This window comes from Azospirillum sp. SYSU D00513, from assembly GCF_017356015.1.
GTDB lineage: Bacteria > Pseudomonadota > Alphaproteobacteria > Azospirillales > Azospirillaceae > Azospirillum.
This window is the reverse complement of record NZ_JAFIQV010000027.1, coordinates 87,557-107,741: the sequence shown is the minus strand read 5'-3', so window position 1 is coordinate 107,741 and position 20,185 is coordinate 87,557. Positions and strand designations below refer to the sequence as shown.

Annotated in this window: 18 protein-coding genes and 1 pseudogene; 8 read left to right on the top strand and 11 right to left on the bottom strand. The window is 68.2% G+C overall.

Annotated features, from left to right (window positions below; translation table 11 throughout):
* Positions 1-172: 172 nt before the first annotated feature.
* The 4 genes from accC to JUB11_RS19985 form a co-directional block, all read right to left on the bottom strand.
* Positions 173-1,513 carry an acetyl-CoA carboxylase biotin carboxylase subunit gene (gene accC, locus JUB11_RS20000; protein ID WP_207460345.1) on the bottom strand — a complete coding sequence of 447 codons (1,341 nt, stop codon included), beginning with the start codon at positions 1,511-1,513 and terminating at the stop codon, positions 173-175.
* A 20-nt stretch (positions 1,514-1,533) separates the two neighbouring features.
* Positions 1,534-1,983 carry an acetyl-CoA carboxylase biotin carboxyl carrier protein gene (gene accB / locus JUB11_RS19995; protein WP_207460332.1) on the bottom strand — a complete coding sequence of 150 codons (450 nt, stop codon included), beginning with the start codon at positions 1,981-1,983 and terminating at the stop codon, positions 1,534-1,536.
* Positions 1,984-2,007: 24 nt separating this feature from the next.
* Positions 2,008-2,457 (bottom strand): type II 3-dehydroquinate dehydratase, encoded by a 450-nt coding sequence (gene aroQ / locus JUB11_RS19990; RefSeq protein WP_207460331.1) that lies wholly within the window; start codon positions 2,455-2,457, stop codon positions 2,008-2,010.
* A 148-nt stretch (positions 2,458-2,605) separates the two neighbouring features.
* Positions 2,606-4,069, bottom strand: a complete 1,464-nt coding sequence (locus tag JUB11_RS19985) for a dynamin family protein (RefSeq protein ID WP_207460330.1) — start codon at positions 4,067-4,069, stop codon at positions 2,606-2,608.
* A 163-nt stretch (positions 4,070-4,232) separates the two neighbouring features.
* Between JUB11_RS19985 and JUB11_RS19980 the strand changes: the two genes are divergently transcribed.
* Positions 4,233-4,880, top strand: a complete 648-nt coding sequence (locus tag JUB11_RS19980; RefSeq protein WP_247887183.1) for a hypothetical protein — start codon at positions 4,233-4,235, stop codon at positions 4,878-4,880.
* A gap of 569 nt (positions 4,881-5,449) precedes the next feature.
* A pseudogene (locus JUB11_RS19975) lies at positions 5,450-5,701 on the top strand (helix-turn-helix transcriptional regulator); the annotation flags it as partial.
* 539 nt (positions 5,702-6,240) lie between these two features.
* Here the strand turns inward: JUB11_RS19975 and JUB11_RS19970 are convergent.
* The gene (locus tag JUB11_RS19970; protein WP_207460329.1) at positions 6,241-7,419 is read right to left on the bottom strand and encodes a hypothetical protein; all 1,179 of its coding nucleotides are present in this window, start codon (positions 7,417-7,419) and stop codon (positions 6,241-6,243) included.
* A 121-nt stretch (positions 7,420-7,540) separates the two neighbouring features.
* Complete coding sequence (locus JUB11_RS19965; protein WP_207460328.1) at positions 7,541-8,161, bottom strand: DUF882 domain-containing protein; 621 nt, start codon at positions 8,159-8,161, stop codon at positions 7,541-7,543.
* 388 nt (positions 8,162-8,549) lie between these two features.
* Between JUB11_RS19965 and JUB11_RS19960 the strand changes: the two genes are divergently transcribed.
* Complete coding sequence (locus JUB11_RS19960) at positions 8,550-9,770, top strand: L,D-transpeptidase family protein (protein ID WP_247887182.1); 1,221 nt, start codon at positions 8,550-8,552, stop codon at positions 9,768-9,770.
* Positions 9,771-9,853: 83 nt separating this feature from the next.
* On the opposite strand, the gene JUB11_RS19955 is transcribed toward JUB11_RS19960, so the two are convergent.
* Both JUB11_RS19955 and JUB11_RS19950 read right to left on the bottom strand, forming a co-directional pair.
* On the bottom strand, positions 9,854-10,438 hold the full coding sequence (locus JUB11_RS19955) for an HPF/RaiA family ribosome-associated protein (RefSeq protein WP_207460327.1): 585 nt from the start codon (positions 10,436-10,438) through the stop codon (positions 9,854-9,856).
* A gap of 75 nt (positions 10,439-10,513) precedes the next feature.
* On the bottom strand, positions 10,514-10,876 hold the full coding sequence (locus tag JUB11_RS19950; RefSeq protein ID WP_247887181.1) for a DUF2934 domain-containing protein: 363 nt from the start codon (positions 10,874-10,876) through the stop codon (positions 10,514-10,516).
* A gap of 266 nt (positions 10,877-11,142) precedes the next feature.
* Between JUB11_RS19950 and JUB11_RS19945 the strand changes: the two genes are divergently transcribed.
* Positions 11,143-12,570 (top strand): polysaccharide deacetylase family protein, encoded by a 1,428-nt coding sequence (locus JUB11_RS19945; protein WP_247887180.1) that lies wholly within the window; start codon positions 11,143-11,145, stop codon positions 12,568-12,570.
* 22 nt (positions 12,571-12,592) lie between these two features.
* Here the strand turns inward: JUB11_RS19945 and JUB11_RS19940 are convergent, their stop codons facing one another.
* The 3 genes from JUB11_RS19940 to JUB11_RS19930 form a co-directional block, all read right to left on the bottom strand.
* A complete protein-coding gene (locus tag JUB11_RS19940) occupies positions 12,593-12,937 on the bottom strand; it encodes a hypothetical protein (protein WP_207460324.1) in 345 nt (114 codons plus the stop codon).
* 155 nt (positions 12,938-13,092) lie between these two features.
* Positions 13,093-13,401: a hypothetical protein gene (locus JUB11_RS19935; protein ID WP_207460323.1), complete on the bottom strand. Its 309-nt coding sequence runs from the start codon at positions 13,399-13,401 to the stop codon at positions 13,093-13,095.
* Between the two features lie 530 nt (positions 13,402-13,931).
* Complete coding sequence (locus tag JUB11_RS19930) at positions 13,932-15,989, bottom strand: amylo-alpha-1,6-glucosidase (RefSeq protein WP_207460322.1); 2,058 nt, start codon at positions 15,987-15,989, stop codon at positions 13,932-13,934.
* 298 nt (positions 15,990-16,287) lie between these two features.
* Between JUB11_RS19930 and JUB11_RS19925 the strand changes: the two genes are divergently transcribed.
* The 4 genes from JUB11_RS19925 to JUB11_RS19910 all read left to right on the top strand — a co-directional run bounded on the left by JUB11_RS19925 (position 16,288) and on the right by JUB11_RS19910 (position 20,178).
* Entirely contained in the window at positions 16,288-16,968 is a 681-nt protein-coding gene (locus JUB11_RS19925) for a hypothetical protein (RefSeq protein ID WP_207460321.1), read from the top strand.
* A 130-nt stretch (positions 16,969-17,098) separates the two neighbouring features.
* Positions 17,099-17,308, top strand: a complete 210-nt coding sequence (locus JUB11_RS19920) for a hypothetical protein (protein ID WP_207460320.1) — start codon at positions 17,099-17,101, stop codon at positions 17,306-17,308.
* Positions 17,309-17,666: 358 nt separating this feature from the next.
* Complete coding sequence (locus JUB11_RS19915; protein ID WP_207460319.1) at positions 17,667-18,398, top strand: ThuA domain-containing protein; 732 nt, start codon at positions 17,667-17,669, stop codon at positions 18,396-18,398.
* A gap of 193 nt (positions 18,399-18,591) precedes the next feature.
* The gene (locus JUB11_RS19910; RefSeq protein WP_207460318.1) at positions 18,592-20,178 is read left to right on the top strand and encodes a GMC family oxidoreductase; all 1,587 of its coding nucleotides are present in this window, start codon (positions 18,592-18,594) and stop codon (positions 20,176-20,178) included.
* Positions 20,179-20,185: the final 7 nt, after the last annotated feature.

Below are 20,185 nucleotides of genomic sequence, written 5' to 3'. Positions count from 1 at the left end.
CGCAGTTGCGCTTCACTTCGCTCGCCGTGATCAGCTTACGATGGGACTTGCACCCACAAGAGAACGCCCATGCTGGGCGCACATCAAAAGGCCCTTCCCCGGCGTGGGGAAGGGCCTTACCGACCGGGAAGGGCTTGTCGCCGACACCGTTCCGCAAGCGGAACGAGCGGTTTCAGCCCTTCGCCATCAGCTTTTCAAGCCAGTGGATGTCGTAGTTCCCGTTGATGAAGTCCTGCTCGGCGATGATCCGGTCGTGCAGGGGCAGGGTCGTGTCGATCCCGCCGATCACATACTCCTCGATCGTCCGGCGCAGGCGCATCAGGCACTCGTTCCGGGTGGTGCCGTGCACGACGAGCTTGGCGATCAGGCTGTCATAGTGCGGCGGCACGCGGTAGCCATCGTAGAGCGCCGAGTCGACCCGCACGCCGAGCCCGCCCGGCGCATGATAGCCGTCGATCTTGCCCGGCGAGGGGACGAAGGTCTCCGGGTTCTCCGCGTTGACGCGGCACTCGATGGCGTGGCCCTGGAAGCGGATGCTGTCCTGCCCGTAGCCGAGCGGCGCGCCGGTGGCGACCCGGATCTGCTCGCGCACCAGATCGATGCCCGTGATCATCTCCGTGATCGTGTGCTCGACCTGCAGGCGGGTGTTCATCTCGATGAAGTAGAACTTCCCCTCTTCATAGAGGAACTCCATCGTGCCGACGCCGCGATAGCCGATCGCGGCGGCGGTCCGGGCGGCGAGTTCGCCGATGAACTGCCGCTCCTCGGCGTTGAGCGCGGGGCTCGGCGCCTCCTCGATGACCTTCTGGTGGCGGCGCTGCACCGAGCAGTCGCGCTCGCCGAAATGCAGGCAGTTGCCGTGCGTGTCGGCGAGAAGCTGGATCTCGATGTGACGGGGCTTGCCGAGATACTTCTCGATGTAGACTTCGTCGTTGCCGAAGGCCGCGCGCGCCTCGCCGCGGGCGAGCTGGTAGGCCTCCCGCATCTGGTCGGCGGAACGCGCCACCTTCATGCCCTTGCCGCCGCCGCCGGCCGCCGCCTTGATGAGGACGGGATAGCCGATCTCGCGGCCGACCTTCTCCGCCTCCTCCAGCGAGGACACCGGCCCGTCGGAGCCGGGAACGACGGGCAGGCCCTGTTCCATCACCGTCCGCTTTGCGGTGACCTTGTCGCCCATCACGCGGATGTGCTCCGCGGTCGGGCCGATGAAGGTGAAGCCGTGCTCCTCCACCATCTCCGCGAACTGGGCGTTCTCGGCGAGGAAGCCGATGCCGGGATGAATCGCGTCGGCGCCCGTGATCGTCGCCGCCGACAGGATGGCCGGAACGTTCAGGTAGCTTTCGCGCGCGGAGGCCGGGCCGATGCACACGCTCTCGTCCGCGAGGCGGACGTGCATGGCGTCGGCGTCGGCGGTGGAATGCACCGCCACGGTCTTGATGCCCATCTCGCGGCAGGCGCGGTGGATGCGAAGCGCGATCTCGCCGCGGTTTGCGATCAGGACCTTCTCGAACATCGCCAAGGGATGGACCCCGCTCACTCGATGACCATAAGGACTTCGCCGAACTCGACCGGCTGGGAGTCCGACACCAGCACCTCGGTCACGGTGCCGCCGCGCGGCGCCTTGATCGGGTTCATGACCTTCATGGCCTCGATGATCAGGACGGTCTGGCCGGCCTTCACCGTGTCGCCGGGGCGCACGAAGGGCGTGCCGCCGGGATCCGCCGCCACGTAGGCGGTGCCGACCATGGGCGAGGTCACCGCGCCCGGATGGTTGGCGGGCTTCGCCGCCGGGCCGGCCGCGGCGGCCGGCGTCGGCACGGGGGCCGCGGCCGGGGCCTGCACGGCAAACGTCGGGGTGGCCGTGGGGCGGGTGACGCGGATGCGCTTCTCGCCCTCGGCGAATTCGATCTCACTGAGGCCGGTCTCGCGCAGGAGATCGGCCAGTTTGCGCACCAGATCGCCGTCGATGTCGAAGCTCGCCATGGTGTTCGTTGTTCCCTTGGATCCTTAGTCGCGGTCGAGGATCTGCGCCAGCGCGTCGAGCGCCAGAAGATAGCCGTGAGGGCCGAGCCCGCAGATCACGCCCGTCGCCACCGCCGAAATGTGCGAATGGTGGCGGATGGGCTCCCGCTTGTAGATGTTGGAGATGTGCACCTCGACGATCGGCAGCTCCGACAGAATCAGGGCGTCCATGATGGCGACGGAGGTGTGGCTGTAGGCGCCCGCGTTGATGACGATGCCGTCATGCTCCGTGCGCGCCTGCTGGATCCAGGAAACCAGTTCGCCCTCGTGGTTCGACTGCCGGAAATCGACGATCAGCCCAAGCTGTTCGGCGCGTTCCTGACAGGCGGATTCCAGGTCGTCGAGCGTCGTCGAACCATAGATGTGCGGCTCGCGCACGCCCAGCATGTTCAGGTTGGGTCCGTTCAGGACCAGAACCGACGCATCGTTCGCCACGGGTGGCGCCCCTTGTTCCAGATCAAGACGGGCGTCTTATAGCATGCCGCCATCCAGAGGCAATGCCCGCGGCGGTCCGGCGCGGGAGGCTTTCCCACGCCGTGGAGACCCGGGTCCCGACCCAGGCCCCCGCCCCGGCCGCCCCTCCCTACTCCGCCGCGGCCTTGCCCCGCCGGCCCGTGGGGTCGGTGTAGATGTCGTTGATGCGCTGGACATGGCCGGCCAGCGCCTCGCGGACGGCGAAGATGCGCTTGCGGGCGCGCCGGCCCCAGCCCGTGGGCGCCTTGGCGAAGACCGACCGGAAGAAGCGGGTGTTCTTCAGGAAGGCGGCGCGGATGTTCAGCTCCGCCTCGCCCATGCGCTCCGGCAGGGTGCGGGCGACCCGCTGCGCCATCAGCCCCCGGATCCAGAAGTGCCCGGCACCGAACAGCCCCGCCAGCAGGACCAGGGCCAGGATCAGCCCGACCGGCCAGCCGCCGGACAGATCCGAACCGAACGCGCCCAGCCAGCCGGCGAGGTTGGACAGCGCCTCTCCCCCGGCGAGATAGGCGATGGTGCCGAACAGGACGAGGAGCAGTGCCGCCCAGACGGCGTCGCCGATCAGCACGAGACGGCGCCAGCGCTGCAGGGCGCCGGTCAGCAGCGGGACCAGCTCGCCCTCGATCTCCTTCACGATGCTGTCGACCAGCCCGATGATGCGGTAGGCGCGGGACACCTCAACCTCGCCGATGCGCCCGTGGATTTCCTTCAGGTCGGCGTCCCGCCGCGCCTCGTAGCGGGCGCGCTTGGCCTCGTCCTCGATCACCGGGGCCGAGGCCTGGTCGTAGATGGCGTAGAAGCGGCCGCTGACCAGCCCGGCCTGGGCGATGGCGCGCTGCCAGGCGCCGAACACGGCCTCGAGATTGTCCTCCTTGGCCGTCGTGTCCACCTGGTTCAGGACATAGAGCACCTTCCGCGCGTCGGCCCGGTTCACCGTCTTGGCGACGAGATGCTGGAGCGTGTCCTGCATCGCGCCCGGCTCGGGATGGCGCGCGTCGAAGAAGACGAGCACGAGATCCGACAGCTCGACGATGTGATCGACCAGCCGCAGCACCGAGCGGCGTTGGTCGTCCGCGTCGAAGCCCGGCGAATCGATGAAGATCTTGCCGCGCGTGCGTTCGCTGTTCAGCGTCTTGAGCTGGAGATAGTTGTCGATCCGCTTGCCTTCGCCGGCCGCGACCTTCTCGATCTCGTCGGCGATCCGGTAGAAGGGAAAGCGCGGGTCGGCGTTCAGCGCGGTGCCCGGCAGCGCTTCGGCCCGCGCCTCCGGCCCATGGCAGATCACGGTGAACTTGTCGTCGACCGCCTGGTTGCCGGTGCGCTGGAGGGGCGCGCCCAGGTACCCGTTCATGAAGGTCGATTTGCCCGCCGAGAAGGTGCCGAGCACCGCGACCATCGGCCACCAGGGAATGCGCGTGGCGAGCGACTCATCCTTTCGCAGGAGGCCGAGGCCGACCAGCAACCGGTCGAAGGACCGGAAGGTCGGTATGACCGGAAGCAGGTTCGGATTCTCGGTGCGCAGGTGCGCTTCCAGAGCCGCGAGGCGCTGCTGGAGGGCTTGCCTGGGGGTCATGGCGGCGCTGTTCCGTGTTCTGTGATGTCGTCGAGCGGCGCCCTGTCTAGCACGGGCGCGGCCGGCGGTGGGGAAGGAAATCGCCGGTCGGTGCCGGTTCGGGCATGGGGCAACCCGCGGCGGGACCGGGCTGTTACCCGTGGGGACAGCACCGGTGGCGGACATGATCAGGGACGGAGCACAGGGCGGCGACCACGGCCAAGCGCCGGAGGAGCAGGACACGGACGGGGGCGGCGACGGGAACGGCGACAAGGCGCCGGCCGGCGAGTCGCCGCTCCGCCTGACGGCCGAGGAAATGGCGTTCCTGCTGCGCGGGCCGGAAACGGACCCGGCCGAGTTGCGCTCCCGGCGTCAGGCGCGGGCCAACCAAGCACGCAACGAGCGCCGGCGGGCCGACCCGCTCTACGCCGATCATCTGCGTGACGGCGAACGCCAACGCCAGCGCCGCCGCCGCGCCGCGGCGGGCCTTGCCCAAGCCAACAACCCGCCGGCGCCGGCCGTGCGCCTTCCGGCCATCACCCCGGACGAGGCGGCCCGGCGCCTGGCGGCGTTTCTGCGCGGCACGGAAACGCGCCAGACCGTCCAGCTTCGCGGGCGCCCGGACTTGGTACACCGCTACGTCGAGGGATTCACCGTCTACCGCAGGTTGGCGGCGGGCGGCACCCGGCCAACGCGCGGCGCGATCGCCGCCGCTTTCAACGAGGAGTATGGCGTGGCGCTTACCCCCTCCCAGGTGCAGAACCTGCGCGACCAGATCGAAGGGTTCGCGCAGCCCGGTGGACCCTGGCACGTGGCGCCGGACGCCCTCTGACGCCGCATCGCTTCCGCCTGATACACAAGGTCACGCGGCGCATGGCGGTATGAAAACAGAGCCGCAGACTCTCTTGGTTAACAAGAGGTTAATGTCCGTCGGCACGCCACTTCCAAGCCAGGAGCCAGCCTGATCGTTGCGTGACGCGCTGTATCGGCCCACAGCGCAAGGGGGGGGCGCCGTCATGCGTTTGTATGCTGAGAATGGTTGCGGAGAACAGCGGAATTGCGGAAACTGGGGCTGCACGCTGCAACCATGAATGCCCAACACCGGATACCACTGGAACTCGAAAAGTTCTCGCAACGGAACGCGCCTGAAATACCAAATATCGTTTCCATTCCGAAACGAATTGTGCTGTATCGAAAGTTCAAATGTGGGAGCCATTCTGCCCTATCGTTAAGGAAAAGCCCATCCTAAAGGAGCAGAGGCGGCCATCTCTGCACGGTTAGGCAGTATTTGATGTTATTTTCCTTGCAATGGGCCAGAGAAGATGTAAGGTTTCATTAAGAAAGTGAAAACGCATTTCAAACCCGGCCTTCGTATTAACCGACGCATAAGGTGTGGACGCAATGAATGAGCCATCGGCACAGAGGAGAGGACGACGGGGATCGCCGGAGTCCTGGTCTGTCGACGCCCATGTCGGACAGCGCGTTCGCATGCGCCGCACCCTCCTGGGTATGAGCCAGGAAAAGCTGGGGGACGCCATAGGGCTGACGTTCCAGCAGGTGCAGAAGTACGAGCGGGGATCGAACCGGATATCGGCGGGAACCTTGTTCCGGCTCGGACAAGTTCTTGACGTTCCGGTCAGCTTCTTCTTCGACAGTTACGACGACCCCCACGCCACGACCCGTCCGGCACGCGGCGCGGACTCGAGCATTCCGGCGGACGGGGTGATCAGCCGGCGCGAGGCGCGGCTGCTGCGGCTGTGGCGGGCGGCACCGTCCCCGGTCGCGGACGAGATGCTGGCGTTGCTGGCCTGCCTGTCGCCGCATATCGGTGACCTGGGAGGCGATCTGGGAAGTGACTCGGCCGGGGATCTGGCTGGCGCTGCCTCGTCCGCGGGTGGGGACGGAGCGCGCGGCATGGGCGGGGCTCTGGCGGGCATGGCCGCCACGATGACCGAGGAGAAGGCTCGGCCCGCGCCGTCCGTGCGCAAGGTCAAGGCGGCGTCCGGCGACGGGCTTGGCAAGTCGCGGCGGCGCCATGGCGCCATCTGGGACCCGAGCGACATCTACAAGGCCACCAAGGCGCCGACGCGCGGCTGATTGGCGCGAGGCCATGATAAAGCCCCTCCTCCAACTGGAAGAGGGGCTTTTGCCGTCCGGGCATCGGCGGTAGAGGCGTCCGCCCGGCCGTCGGATCAGAAGCGCAGGATCGCCGCCGCCACCGTGTCGGCTGCCAGGTCGCCGCGGTCGACCACATGGACATGGCCGCCGCGCATCAGCGTTTCCGTCGCTGCGCATTCCATGAGGTCGATCGCGCCCTCGACCTGGGTCAGGTGGGGGAAATAGCGGTCATACTCCTCGCTGTAACGGCCCCAGGCCTTCTCGCCCTCGACCATCAGAAGAGTGTCGATCCGGCCTTCGCGGGCGGCATGGACGATGTCCTCGATGCGCGTCAGGGTGCGCTCGGCGGTCGCGGCGTCGCCGTTCAGCGCCCGGAACTTCTCCAGCGCGGCAAGCCGCGACTGTTCGAACAGCGGCTTCACCACCTCGTAGGCGCGGCGATGAAGTTCCTCGACGTCGAGCGCGTCGGGGTTCCCGAACACGCCTTGGTCGACCAGGGCGCGCGGGTGCGTGTCCTTGCGGAAGTGGCCCTGGATCTCATCCTCGGCGACGAGGACCAGCGGACCGGGGAAGTTGGAGTTGCGCAGGTGGGTGTCCACCGCGTCGGCGAGCCGCCCGATGTAGCTGATCAGGTGGGCCTTGCGGAGTTCCTCGGGATCCTCGCCGAAATTGTAGGTCGCGACCATCTTCACGGCACTGCCGCGCCGGTCGCCATGCCGCGCGGCGGGCGCGGAGTGCAGGGTGTTGTCGTAATCCGTCTCGGCGTGTATGTCGGCCACGCCCTTGGGCAGGTCGATCTCCTCCTCGGCGATGCCGAAGCGGGTGGCCGAATAGAGGCGCGCCACGCCAGCGCTGGCCGTCAGGATCATGAAGTTGCCGTCATCGGCCAGAAGGGGCAGCAGCGGCCGGACGGCGAAGCGGTTGCTGACGGTCACCTCCTCCGGCAGCTCGACCGGAACGCGGTAGCGCTGGACGATGCCGTTGGCGATGAACACCGCCAGCCCGCGGTCCTGGTTGCGCCAGAACTCGCCGCTGTCCAGCATCGAGGTGGCGGGTTTCAAAAGGCTTTCCGCGTCGGGGCGGCGCAGGCCGTGCTTTTCGATCAGCGCGTCCGTGGCCTTGGAGAGCAGGTTCTTGAAACGGATCGAATCCTGCCGGATTTCGCGCCCCGCCGTGTGAGTCGGCAGGAACATGGAAACCGCGGGGGCGGAGTTGACGGCGAGAAGCCGTCCGAGATCGTTCTTCTGAAACATGGCGTCCCGTGCGGATTGTTGCTGCGTTGGGTTCCACCCCAGCAACCGCAGGGAAAGCGTCTTGGTTCCGCCATCCGTCGCTCCGCCGGCCCTGGGCCAGCGGGCCGGTGACCGGCAGGTTTCACCAGGTGCGGACGGGACCGACGTCAATGTGGACGAATCCGCTCTTTGGATAGTAGCCGACACCCCCCGCCTGGAGATCCCGCGCCACGTCGGCCAGCCGCTTCAGGTCCACGCCGGGCAGCGCAACGTCGATGGCCATGCCGCGGGTGTGGTAGCTTTCCTTGGCGACGCCGCGCGACCGGCGGCGCGCCATGGCGTTGGTGCGGCGCGACCGGTAGCCGCAGATGACCTGGAAGGGTTCGTCGGTGCCGAGCCGCTGCTGCACCTGCGTCAGCACGTCGAACAGCCGGGGATCGAACTTGCACACCTGCTTGGCGCGGTGGTCACGCAGGAGGACGTCGAGCTTGCGGAGCATGTCGCCGCGGTAGGCGCCCTGAGCCCAATAGACCCCGTCGAAGCTCTCCCGCGTGTTGATGTTGTGCAGGGCGAGGCGGCGCATGCCACCCGTCCTGGGGGCCGCCTCGGCCTCGGCGGGAAGGAGGACAGCCGGAACGGCCGCCGTCACGGTCGCTGCGGCGGCGAAGGTCAGGAAGCGGCGGCGCCCCGGATCGATGTCGACGGCGGACCCGATGCCCGTGTTCCCGCCCGGCTTCGCGCCGAATCCCATGCCGAAAAGCATTCCCACCCCTCGCGCCCTGTTGCTACGGTCGAATGCTGCCGGCCTCCTTCGCCGGCAAATCCCTTCCCCCGAATGGAGGAGGACTATCTTTCGAAGTCCTATGCAGGGTTAGACCTATAGGTGAGAGGGATGGGGTAATCAACCAAAATTTCACCAATTAAACACAGGCTCCTCCTATGTCGAGACTTATGTCGAAGCGGTAACCCCTGCTCCTCGGGAAGGAGCGGAAGCGCGGCAGGAAGGCCACAGTCCCGCACAGCCGGGGGTGGCGGTACGGCCACGCTCTCGCCTGGGGGACGACCGGGGTATAGGATCGGCCCCGTGGAGCCTCCGTGGAGACATGGACCCACCGAGTGCGGCGCTGCGCCGCGGAACGAGGACGAAGAGTATGAGCATGCACGCGACCAAGGCCCCCTCGGCGAGCAATCCCCTGACATCGCTGCTGCTGGCGGTCCGCCTGTTCGCGATGCTGGCCGTCTGCGGCCTGATCGCCGGGACCGGCCATGACGCGGCGGCGCAAACCGCCGCCACGGCCGGCTACCGCGACACGCTCACCGCCTGGGCCGACCAGCTGGACGCGGCGGCCGGGGCGCTGGACGCGATGCCGGCCCAGGCCGTCACCCGCGTCGGACCCGGTCCGCTCCTGCGCCCCGGCATGACGGGCGAACGCGTCGCGCGGCTCTCGCAGCGCATGATCGAACTCGGCTTCCTGACGGAAGCTCAGCGGACGGACCTGTTCGACCCCGCGCTGGAGAACGCCGTCCGCTCCTTCCAGCTCTCCCAAGGCTTGCGCGACGACGGGCTGGTCGGCAGCGGAACGCGCATCGCGCTCGACCGCGCGCCCCGCGAAGCCGCGGTGATCATGCGGCGCAGCGCCGCCTCGATGCGGCAGTTCCGCGACACGGCCCCGGACACCATCGTGCTGGTGAACCTGCCCAGCCAGACCACCACCCTGGTGCAGGGCGGCCACGAGACGCTGACCATGCGCGCCATCGTCGGCCGCCCCTCGCGCGAGACGCCGCTGCTCCATGACCGGATCACGCACATCATCGTCAACCCGACCTGGACCGTGCCGCCGACCGTGATGAAGGAGGACAAGCTGCCCCTGCTTCGCGCCAAGGGCAGCCCCGGCATCGCCCAGGCGGTCGTCTATCTGGACGGAGAGGCCGTGGCGCCGGAAACGATCGACTGGACCTACGTCTCGCCGGGCCGTGTCCGGATCGTCCAGCAGCCGGGCGACCACAACGCGCTGGGCCGCTTCCGTTTCAACCTGACCAATTCGGACAGCATCTATCTGCACGGCACCAACGAGCCCCGCCTGTTCGACCGCGACATCCGCACCGTCAGCTCCGGCTGCGTCCGGCTGGAGGATGCGCGCCGGATGGCCGAGGTCCTGCTCGCCGGCTCGGGGGTCTCGCCGGAGCGCATCGACCAGATGCTGGCCAAGAGCGAGCCGCAATGGGTCAAGCTGAGCAAGCCGGTGCCCGTCCAGTTCGTCTACTGGACGGCGACGGTGGACAATGGCGGGACCATCCGCCTGCACCCGGACATCTACGACCTGATCGACGAGAGGGCCGAACCGCCCGCCCCGGAGGCGTCGCGGGCCTGATGACGGAAAAAACCCCTTTCCCGCCGGGAAAGGGGTTTTTCGTTCGTCCTTGCCGCCGGCCGGGGCTCCGGCCGGGCCATGGGTCAGGAGGCGTGGAGTTCGTTGTCCGCGCCGGCGGCCAGCCACACCTTCGAGGCGGTCGGGCCGGTGTCGCCGGTCGCCTCGATGTACTTCACCGGGTCGCCGGACTTCAGGTCCTCGAAGTTCACGTTGATGCAGCTGTTGCGATGGAAATAAAGCTGCGTGCCGGTGCTGGTCGTGATGAAGCCGTGGTCCTCGTTCGGGTAGAGCTGCGACACCCGGCCCGGCACCTCGGCGTCGTGCGCCTTCACGTCGTTGCGGATCTTCTGCTTGTATTCCTTGAGCTGCCGCTCCGCCGCCTCGAAGGCGTCGCGGATCGATGTCCGGGCGTCGGGGTGGGCGTAGCGCTCCTTGGCCTTGTGCGGCTTGCGGCTGACCACGACGTTGGTGCCGGGCACCATCACCTCGATATGCACGTCATAGACATTGCCGGTGCGGTGCTGGCGATGGGTGTTCTCGACGGAGACGCGCATGCCGACGATCCGCTCGTACAGCTTTTCCAGCTTCTCCGCCCGCTCGCGGATGTAGGTCTCCAGCTCCGGCTGGGTGTCCATGTTGTGAAAGGCGATTTCGAGGTTGGTGTCCATGGGGCTCCTCACTCTGGAAGGCTGGTCTTTGCCAAGGCCGGCTTGGGGCCGGCCTGATTCGGGACGCCGGACGGCTCAGGCGCCGCGGCCGCGGGTCTTGCGGCGGGCGCGGTTGCCGATCGTGGCCTGGGCGCCGGCTTCCTGCGGATCGGGCATGGGATCGCTGCCCTCGATCCCGGGAATCCGGAAGGATTCCCCCTGGTCGGTCAGGCCGGGCATTTCCCCGAGGTTGGCCATGGCGAGGGCCGGCTCGACCGGCTCGGTGCGGGCGGCCGTCGCGTCGGGACCACCGGCCGGGTTGGGGAGCAGCGTCTGCCTGTAATTGTCCTCGATCGCGATTTCCTCACTGGCCAGCTTCCAGTGGTCATCGGAACGGCCTTCCGGCCGGCCCTCGCGCTCCCAGATCTGGTGAGCGCGCTTGCGGATCCGGTCTTCCAAGTCCTCCGCCATCCGGGTCCTCTCCTTTTTGTCGGCCCGGCAATGCTGTGCCGGTAACTCGTCAAGCTTAACCGTGCCCCTGCGCCCTTGGTTCCCCGCCGGCGATCGCGCGCGCCGGTAAAAGACCGTCACCGCGAAAGCACAGGCGGCCCGGTTCCTACTCCCTTCGACCGATGTCATTTGAATAGGGTGGAGGCCGGGTGCTATGGCACGGGCGGGGCATGGCTCCGGTACGGTGCCGGGTCCGAAAGCGGGGAGCAGACATTTTGAGCACGGCGCTACAGCTTTCCGGCGGGCTGACTTCCCGTGGATCGACTTCCCGTCATGCGCCGCTCCGCAGTTCCCCCGTTCCGCCGCCGCGAGCCGGCCTGACCCATCGCATCCTGCCGCTGGCGCTCGCCGGCCTCATCGGCATCGGGTGCCTGGCGGGCGGCCCGGCGCGGGCCGACGGCGGCCCGGTGTTGCAGCTCGGCCTTTTCCAGAAGGACGGCGACGCCTGGTGGACCTGGACGTCGCTTCAGCGCCGCGCTCCGGCGCTGGCCGCCTCGCTGACCCCCGATGTGAAGGCAAGCGAGGAGCAGGACGGGGTGGTCCTGCGCGCGGCCGTGGCGCCCGGCGTGGACGCGCGCAGCCTTTGCCGGCGCCTCACCGGCGCGGGCTTCAGCTGCCTCGTGGTCAAGCAGCGCCGGCCGGAAGCAACCGAGTCGGCCCGGAAGGAGCCGGCACCGGCGGCCCCATCCGAGACCGCGATGGCCGCCACGGATCCGGCAGCGGCTCCGGAGCCGGCACGCGCGGTGGAAAGCGCCGTGGCATTGCCGCCGGCCGGCGCGCCGCTCACCGTGACCGTCCCGGCCCCGCCCGGTGCGGTGCGGCCGAACCTTCAGGCCAGCCAGGGCACCTACTCCTACAGCAAGGACGATGCCCAGGTGATGAAGGCCATCGAACGGACGAGCCAGCACAAGGGGCGGCTCGGCTCGGTGGTGATCGACGTCAAGTTCGACATCACGCCGGCCACCCTGCAGCGCGAGGGCTGGAGGCTCTGCGCCCTGACTTTCGACGACGGGCCGCACCGCGTCGTGACGCGCAAGATCCTGGACGTTCTGAACGCCGAGGGCGTGCGGGCGACCTACTTCCCGGTGGCGAGCGTCGCCGCCGCGCAGGGCGAGGTCATCCGCGACTTCATCGCCGCGGGGCACGAGATCGGCAACCACAGCCTGACCCACAAGGACATGCGGGCCATGGATGCCGAGGCGCAGCGCCATGAGATCGCCGAGGCGAACCGGATCCTGCGCGGTTTCGGCGCCGAACCGGTGCTCTTCCGGCCGCCCTTCGGCCGTTACACGCCGGAGATGCTGTCCATCGCCCGCGAGGAGAGGATGAGCCCGGTCCTGTGGAACATCGACACCCGCGACTGGCAGGTGCGCGATCCCGACAAGATCGTGCAGCATGTGAAGACCGCCGCCGGCACCGGCAGCGTCCTCCTGATGCATTCGACCTATCCGTCCACGCTGACCGCCCTGCCCCGGGTCATCGGCGACCTGCGCGCGAAGGGTTGCGAGTTCGTCACCCTGTCGGAATGGGTCGCGCGCATGGAGCGTCTTGCGCCGCCGCCCGAGGAGCCGCAGCTGGTGAAGGCCGAAGCGGCGGCCCTCCCCTCCGGCGCGCCGGGGGCCGCCCTGGCCGCCAAGCCCTAGCGGAAAGGCCCCGGCGGGGCCGTCAGCGGCCGGCCTTCTTGCGGGCTTGCCCATAGGCGCGGATGGCGCTCTCGACCTCGGGGGTCAGCATGTTCCATTCGCCCACCAGCTTGCCGCCCGAGACGTCCGCGACGCCGACGGTCGAGGCGAAGGAGAAGCGGCCGAAGGCATCGTCCACCTTGACGGTCACCCGCGCGTTCTGCCCGCGGATGAGCGACCCGTCGAAATTCGTGGCCACGAAGCCCTTGGTGGTGATGGCGCCGAGCGGGAAGGTCTTGTTGTCGAATTCGATGCAGCTCTGGGCCTTTGGCGCGGCCGGCTTCTTCTTTTCGGTGACGCTCACCTTCAAGAAATCGAAAAGTCCCATCGGCCCGCTCCCCCATGTCCAACACCGCAGCGGGTCGAAGCGCCCCGGCCGGCCCGGCCCTTCGGCCGCGCGCCGGATTTAAGCGTGGGCCGCGGGTTTGGGCAACCGATTCCCGTCCGCTTGCGTCCTGAGCGGATCGGCGGCGGGGAACCGCCTCAGCCGCCCGCTTCCGTCCAGGCAAGCCGCGCACGCGCTGCGAGGCCTACCGTGAAGGGCAGGAGCACCAGCAGCACGAAGCCCATGCCGAACAGGGCGGACATCATGCCGGCGGGGTCGTCCCCCCGGATTTGGGAGGCCGTCGCGACCAGCAGATGCAGCAGCAGGGCGGCGGACATGACCGCGGCCAAGCCCGGCGCCACATAGGCCGGAACCCGGAGGCGTGCTTCGGAATCCGGCCCGCCGCCGGCCCGCCGCGACGGCGGGCTGGGGATTCCATAGACATCATGCCCATAGACATCCTGCATCGGACTCTCCCTTCACCGTGCCGGCCCGTCTCCCGCCTGGCGGGAGCCCGCGCGGGCGCCGTGGTCGTTTACAGGACAAACTATAGCCCCGGCGGGCGCCCATTCATAAAAAGCAAACAACCTAGCCGCATCGACCGGCACACGCCGAAAGTCTTGCGTCCTTCGGCGATCAAGCCCTTCCTGGCGCTGCTCTCCACAGACTCTGTGGATAAGTGTGTTGACAAGCCATCGCGGCACCCGATTCGGTGAAGGAGACTCAAGGGTCCGGGCATGATTGCCTAAAAAATAGGCTTTCTTGCAAGTTATTGATTTCAAAGGAGAAGACGGTTTTCTTCACAGGTGGCGTGTCCCCACGTGTCAAACGCTAAATGCCGCAGCCCGTCTAAACCGTGTTTTTTCCGCCGCACTGTGTTCTGTTGACACGACGGGCGTTCCTGACGGGCGCAAAAGGCTGGGGTGCCGCTACCCATTCCCGTCGAGACTACGACTTTCGGGAAAGGGAGCCGTAGGGAGCCCTCCCCCGCCTTGACCTAGGACGATGCCGCCGTCTCCGGCGGTTCGGTCAGTGCCCAGCAGCGCAGAACCTCGGCCACGCTCCAGGCCTGGGCGATGCAGCCGCGCGGCGCGAAGGGGGCCTCCGCGTCGAAGACCTCGCTGATGGTGCCGACGCCGGCCTCGTCCAGATGGGGCAGGAAGCCCTCCAGAAGGCGGCGCGCGCCGGCGCGGTCCTCCGGGTGGAGCTTCAGCCAGGCCTCGACCATCGGCCCGATGAGCCATCCCCAGACTGTTCCCTGATGGTAGGCGGCGTCGCGCGCGCGCAGGTCACCGAAATACTTCGCTTTGTAGTCGCGGCTTCCCGGAGCCAGCGACCGCAGCCCGACGGGGGTGAGCAGGCGGTCGCGGACGGTCCCGACCACGGCGTCCCAGCGGTCGCGGTCCAGCACGGGGTGGTCGAGCGCTATGGCGAAGATCTGGTTGGGCCGGCAGGCTGTGTCGTCGCCCTCTTCCCCGTCCAGCACGTCATGGAGATGGCCGGCGGCCTCGCACCAGAAGCGCGCGTTGAAGGACGCACGCGCGCGGGCCGCCATCTCGCGGTAGGGCCGCGCCGCGTCTTCCCCCTGCTCTTCGGCTGTCCAGCCGGCGAGCAGGCACAGGGCGTTGTACCAGAGCGCGTTGATTTCCACCGCCTTGCCCCGGCGCGGCGTGACGACCCAGTCATCCACCTTCGCGTCCATCCAGGTGAGCTGGTATCCCTCCTGCCCCTGGCGCAGGAGCCCGTCCGCGGGGTCCATCCCGATGCCGAAGCGGGTGCCGGCCCGGTGGCGCTCCACGATGTCCGCGAGCTTCGGCAGCAGCAGCCGCAACGTGTGGCGGTCGGCGGTCGCCCGGACGTAGCGGTTCACCGCGTGGAAGAACCAGAGGGTCGCGTCCGCCGTGTGGTAGAGGCCGTCGTCGCGCCCGTCCGGGAACATGTTGGGGATCAGCCCGTCGCGGATGTAGTGGGCGAAGGTCCGCAGGATCCAGCGCGCCTCGTTCGCCCGGCCGGTGACCAGCGCCAGCCCTTCCAGGCTGATCATGGTGTCGCGGCCCCAATCGGTGAACCAGTGATAGCCGGCGATGACCGTGCGCACCTCGTCGCCCTCCGCCCAGGCGCGCATCATGTCGGACGCGCGGCTGACCGGGGTGAACAGGAAGCTGTCGGCGGCCAGCACCAGCTCCGTCATCGGCCCGGTCCGGAGGCTCGGGTGCGCCATGCCGACCAGCCGGCGCCGGCGCTCCGTCTCGAAGGCGAGGACATCGTCCGGCGGCAGCGCCTCGATGCGGCGCCAGTCCTCCGTCGCCGCGACGAAGGTCAAGGACCGGCCCGGCGCGATCTCGCCCGAGAAATAGCCGGGACTCCACAAGGCGCCGCGCGAGTCGTAACCGCGCTCCGCCTCGACATCGTAGAAGATCTCCCGCCGGTCGCCGCCGTCCAGCGTCAGGGGCATCGGCCCGCCCACGACCGTCATGTTCAGGGACGGAAGGTCCGCACCGGCCGACACGGTGTAACGCGCCCCTTCGGCCGTGACCCGGTAGGCGCGGGACATCGGCCGGTCCACGGCCTCCTCCAGCAGGCGGAAGGCCAGCATCGGCCGCAGCTTCAGCCGCACCGGCCCCGGCGCCTCCAGCAGGCGGTAGGTGACATTGACCATGTTTTGCCGGTAGGGCATCAGGATCCGCTTCTCGACGAGGATCCCCTCCCGCTCGAAGCGCCAGACGGGCAGCCCCGCCTCCAGCCGGAATTCCGCGACAGCACCGCGCCAGGCCTCCGGCGTCTGCCAGTCCTCGTCCCGCTCGCCGCCGAGCGGCAGCTCCGTCCCGTCGGGGAGCAGGATGTGCTCGGCGAGCTGACTCAGCATCACCACCCGGCCGAGCGGCGCCGGCAAGGCGGCCACGAGCAGTCCATGGTACCGGCGGGTCACCGCGCCCGACAGCGTGGTCGAGGCGAAGCCGCCCAGACCATTGGGGACCAGCCATTCGCGTGAGAGGGCGGCGTCCGGCGCGCTTTGCAGGACGGCGCGCCCGATCGTGCGGACGATGTCGGCCATGAACAACGTACCTTCGTGGCAGGAGGAAACCGAGCGTGCCCCTTCAACGGCTTGCGGCCGGAAAGGTGTCGATGCCTAGGTCCACGCCGGCACATCGGCCGGAGAAGCGAGCGCGCAGACTTCCTTTAGAATTCGCTTCAACCTTAGTAGACAAGATTGTGACATTTGAAGTTCATCAAGTTGCGTTTCCGCAACGGTTCGAGATCTCCTAAAAGGAAAAGCGTCAGGCCATTGGTCATAGGAGGGACGTTTATGCTATTCGGCGGAAATGTTGTTCCATCCCCGCCAAGGGGATCAGATGAGGATCGTCATGCGCATCGTCGCCGCTCTTGCTTTCGCCGCCGCCACCGCTCTCTCGACCAGCGCCGCCCTGGCGCAGGACAGCCAGATTGGCGTCTTCGTCGCCCCGCAGATCAGCACGCTCGGCCTCGGCGCCGAGGTCGGCTACCGGATCAACGACTATGTCGGCGTCCGCGGCGGCGTGAACGCCTTCAGCTTCAGCCGCACCCTCGACATCGAGGACATCACCTATGACGGCGACCTGACGCTGAAGTCCTTCGGCGCGATGGCCGACCTCTATCCTTTCCGCGGCGGCTTCCACGTCACCGGCGGCCTGCGCCTGAACTACAACGAAGCCGACCTGACCGGCACGCCGTCGGGCGCCTTCTACAACGTCAACGGCACCAACTACCCGACCGCGGCCGTCGGACGCCTCGAGGGCGAGGTCGATTTCCGGCGCGTGGCCCCCTATCTCGGCCTCGGCTGGAAGGGCAGCCTCTTCTCGCCGAACCTGCATGTCGGCGCCGACCTCGGCGTGATGTTCCAGGGCAAGGCCGACGTCAGCCTGCGCGCCACCAACGCGACCGTCGGCGCCCTGCTGGCGTCGGACATCGAGCAGGCCCGCCAGGACATCGAGGACGAGGTCGAGGATTACCGCTTCTACCCGGTCCTGTCGGTTTCCATCGGCTACCGCTTCTGACCGGACGTCCGCATCCGGACGTTCCATTCCTCAATCGAAGGGCCGCCCCGGCGACGGGGCGGCCTTTTCCACGTCCGGAACAAGGCCGCCCCTCGCTTCCGCGCCTGTTTGACCCCATCTTGGGCGGGTCATGGCCTACACCCTCCTCTACATCCGCCGGCACGAACTCCGGCACCAATCCTCCCCCTGCTGGATCGCCGCCCTGTCGCGGGCACGGGGCCTCCTGGACGCCGGAGCCGAGCAGATCTCCGTCCTCGACCCCTACGGACGCGAGGTCGCCACCCACGACGACCTCATCCGCCACCGCGACCTCGTCCGCAAGGCGGAAGGGGAACGGTGAGGGCGCCCTTCCGCCCGGTGCCGTCCAGCATTGGATCCGGCTTGGAAGTTTATTTTTTGTGGGTACACTTGATCCATGGGGATCAGCTGCGCCCCCGAAAGGCGCTCAGCGACCTTGTCCAGCCGGGGATTGGACTTCGAGGACGCGGTAGAGGTGTTTTCCAAACCCGCATTCGAAAGGGAGTACACCCGTTTCGACTATGGGGAAGCCGATTTCAAATAGAGCGGCAAGCCGGTGGACCGGGCCAGGATGGCAAGGCCGGATTGATGCGGCTCTTGCCGAATGGATCGAGAGCCACGGGAAGACCGATCGGTAAGACGGCAGGGCCAAGTCGAGGCGAAAGGGACATCGAAGCCGCATGAACAACACTCCTCGTGTCACGGTTTGGAACGAGTTCCGCCACGAGCGCAACAACGAGGCCGTCGCGGCCATCTACCCGCGGGGCATGCACGAGACCATCGCCGCCCCCCTACGCGCCGCCGGGCTGGAGGTCGCCACCGCGACGCTGGACGAGCCGGAGCATGGGCTGACCGAGGCGCGGCTGGAGGCGACCGACGTGCTGGTCTGGTGGGGCCACCGGGCGCACGCGGAGGTGTCCGACGCGGTGGCCGAGCGCGTGCGGCGGCGGGTCGTGGACGGCGGCATGGGGCTGCTCGCACTCCATTCCAGCCACTTCTCCAAGCCCTTCATGGGGCTGATGGGCACGGGCTGCTTCCTGAAATACCGGGTGGCCGGCGAGACGGAACGGCTGTGGGTGGTCGATCCCGCCCACCCCGTGGCGGCTGGCATCTCCGACGCGATCGAGCTGGAGCGGGAGGAGATGTACGGCGAGCCCTTCGACGTGCCGCCGCCCGACGAGCTGGTCTTCATCAGCTGGTTCAAGGGCGGGGAGGTGTTCCGCAGCGGCTGCGCCTGGCGGCGCGGCTTGGGCCGCGTCTTCTATTTCCGCCCCGGCCATGAAACCTTCCCGACCTATCACGACCCGCGCATCCAGCGCGTGATCCTGAACGCCGTCCGCTGGGCCGCCCCGCCGGCCGATCTCCGGCCGCCGGTGCGTGGCCGCAGGGAGCCGCTGGAGCCGCTCGGCTGAGGGGCCGCCTGGCAGAGGGGTAGGGCCGGCTCCGGATGTCGGTACCCCTCATAAGCCTCCCTCGCCCCCATCCGATGCTTGGCCGAACGGCCCGAAAAAGGGGTAATCGTCACTGGGCGGCTTCGCCGCGTGCGGGCCGGATGGCCTCGCATGCAGCGAGGCAGCACTCCGCGGCGAGCAGGAGAGACGTGCCTTGTATGTCGACGCGCGATCGCTTTCGGATGGGGAGCGGCTGGAAGCGGATCTCTGCATCGTCGGCGCGGGTGCCGCGGGCATAACGCTGGCACGCGAGTTCATCGGCAGCGGGCTCCGCGTCTGCCTCATGGAAAGCGGCACCTTCGAGATGGAGGACGAGGTCCAGGCGCTGTGCCAGGGCGCGGTCCTCGGCGCAGAGTTCTTCCCGCTGGACCAATGCCGCCTGCGCTTCTTCGGGGGCTCGACCAACCACTGGACCGGCTTCTGCCGGACGCTGGAGCCGCTGGATTTCGCCGAGCGGCCCTACATCCCGCACAGCGGCTGGCCCTTCGGCGCCGAGCACATGCGGCCCTTCTACGAGCGCGCGCACAAGGTCTGCGAACTCGGCCCCCCGACCTACGCGGTTGAGGATTGGGTGGACGGAATGCCGGCCCCCTTCGCGCTGGAGAGCGGGCGCCTGAACAACGCCATCTACCAGTACAGCCCGCCGACCCGCTTCGGCCAGGCCTACCGGGACGAGCTGGAAAAGGCGGCGAACGTCACCGTCCTGCTGCACGCCAACGCGGTGAACATCGAGACGCCGGCCGAGCCCGACCGGGTGACCGGCATCGCCGCCGCGACGCTGGAGGGCAAGCGCCTGCGGATCGTCGCCCGCGACTATGTCCTGGCGACCGGCGGGATCGAGAACGCCCGCATCCTGCTGAACGCCAACCGCGTGCAGGCGGCAGGGCTCGGCAACGCCCACGGCCTCGTCGGCCGCTACTTCGGCGACCATCCCATCGTCTGGCGCTCGGGCCTCGCCGTGTTCGGGGAAGGGTATCCCAACCTCGAATATTACTGCCGCGACACGCGCGTGCGGGGCCATCTCGTGCGCGGCGTCTTCCTGCCGACCGAGGAGACGCTGAACCGGGAATGCATGCCCAACTGGGCCATGACCCTGATGGAGGCACGGCTGACCGACGCGTCGGAGGGCGCGCGCTCCCTCAAGACGCTCGTGGCGCAGGCCGAGGCCGGCGAACTGCTGGACGGGTTCGGCACGCATGTCCTGAACATCGTCCGGGACCTGGACCAGCTCGCGGAGAGCGCCTGGCACAGGGCCTTCGACACGCAGATCCGCATCTATACCACCCGCTACTGGTGCGAGACGCCGCCGGACCCGGAAAGCCGCGTGCTGCTGGTGGAGGAGCAGGACCGGTTCGGCCTGCGGCGGGCCGGGGTGGACTGGCGCCTGCCCGGCGACTTCTACGCCAACATCGTGAAATCGAACCGCATCCTGGCGGAGGAGTTCGGCCGGCTCGGCATCGCGCGCCTCCAGGTCTTCCCCGACCGCACGCCCGAGAACAAGGACGACTGGCCCCACATCCAGTTCGAGAGCAGCTACCACCACATGGGCACGACCCGCATGCACGCCGACCCGCGCCGCGGGGTGGTCGATGCCGACGCGCGGGTGCACGGAATCTCCAACCTCCACGTCGCCGGCAGTTCGGTCTTTCCCACCTACGGCCACGCCAACCCGACCCTGACCATCACCGCCCTGGCGATCCGTCTCGCCGATCACCTGAAAACCAAGCAACGGGACCTGTAGGTGCGCC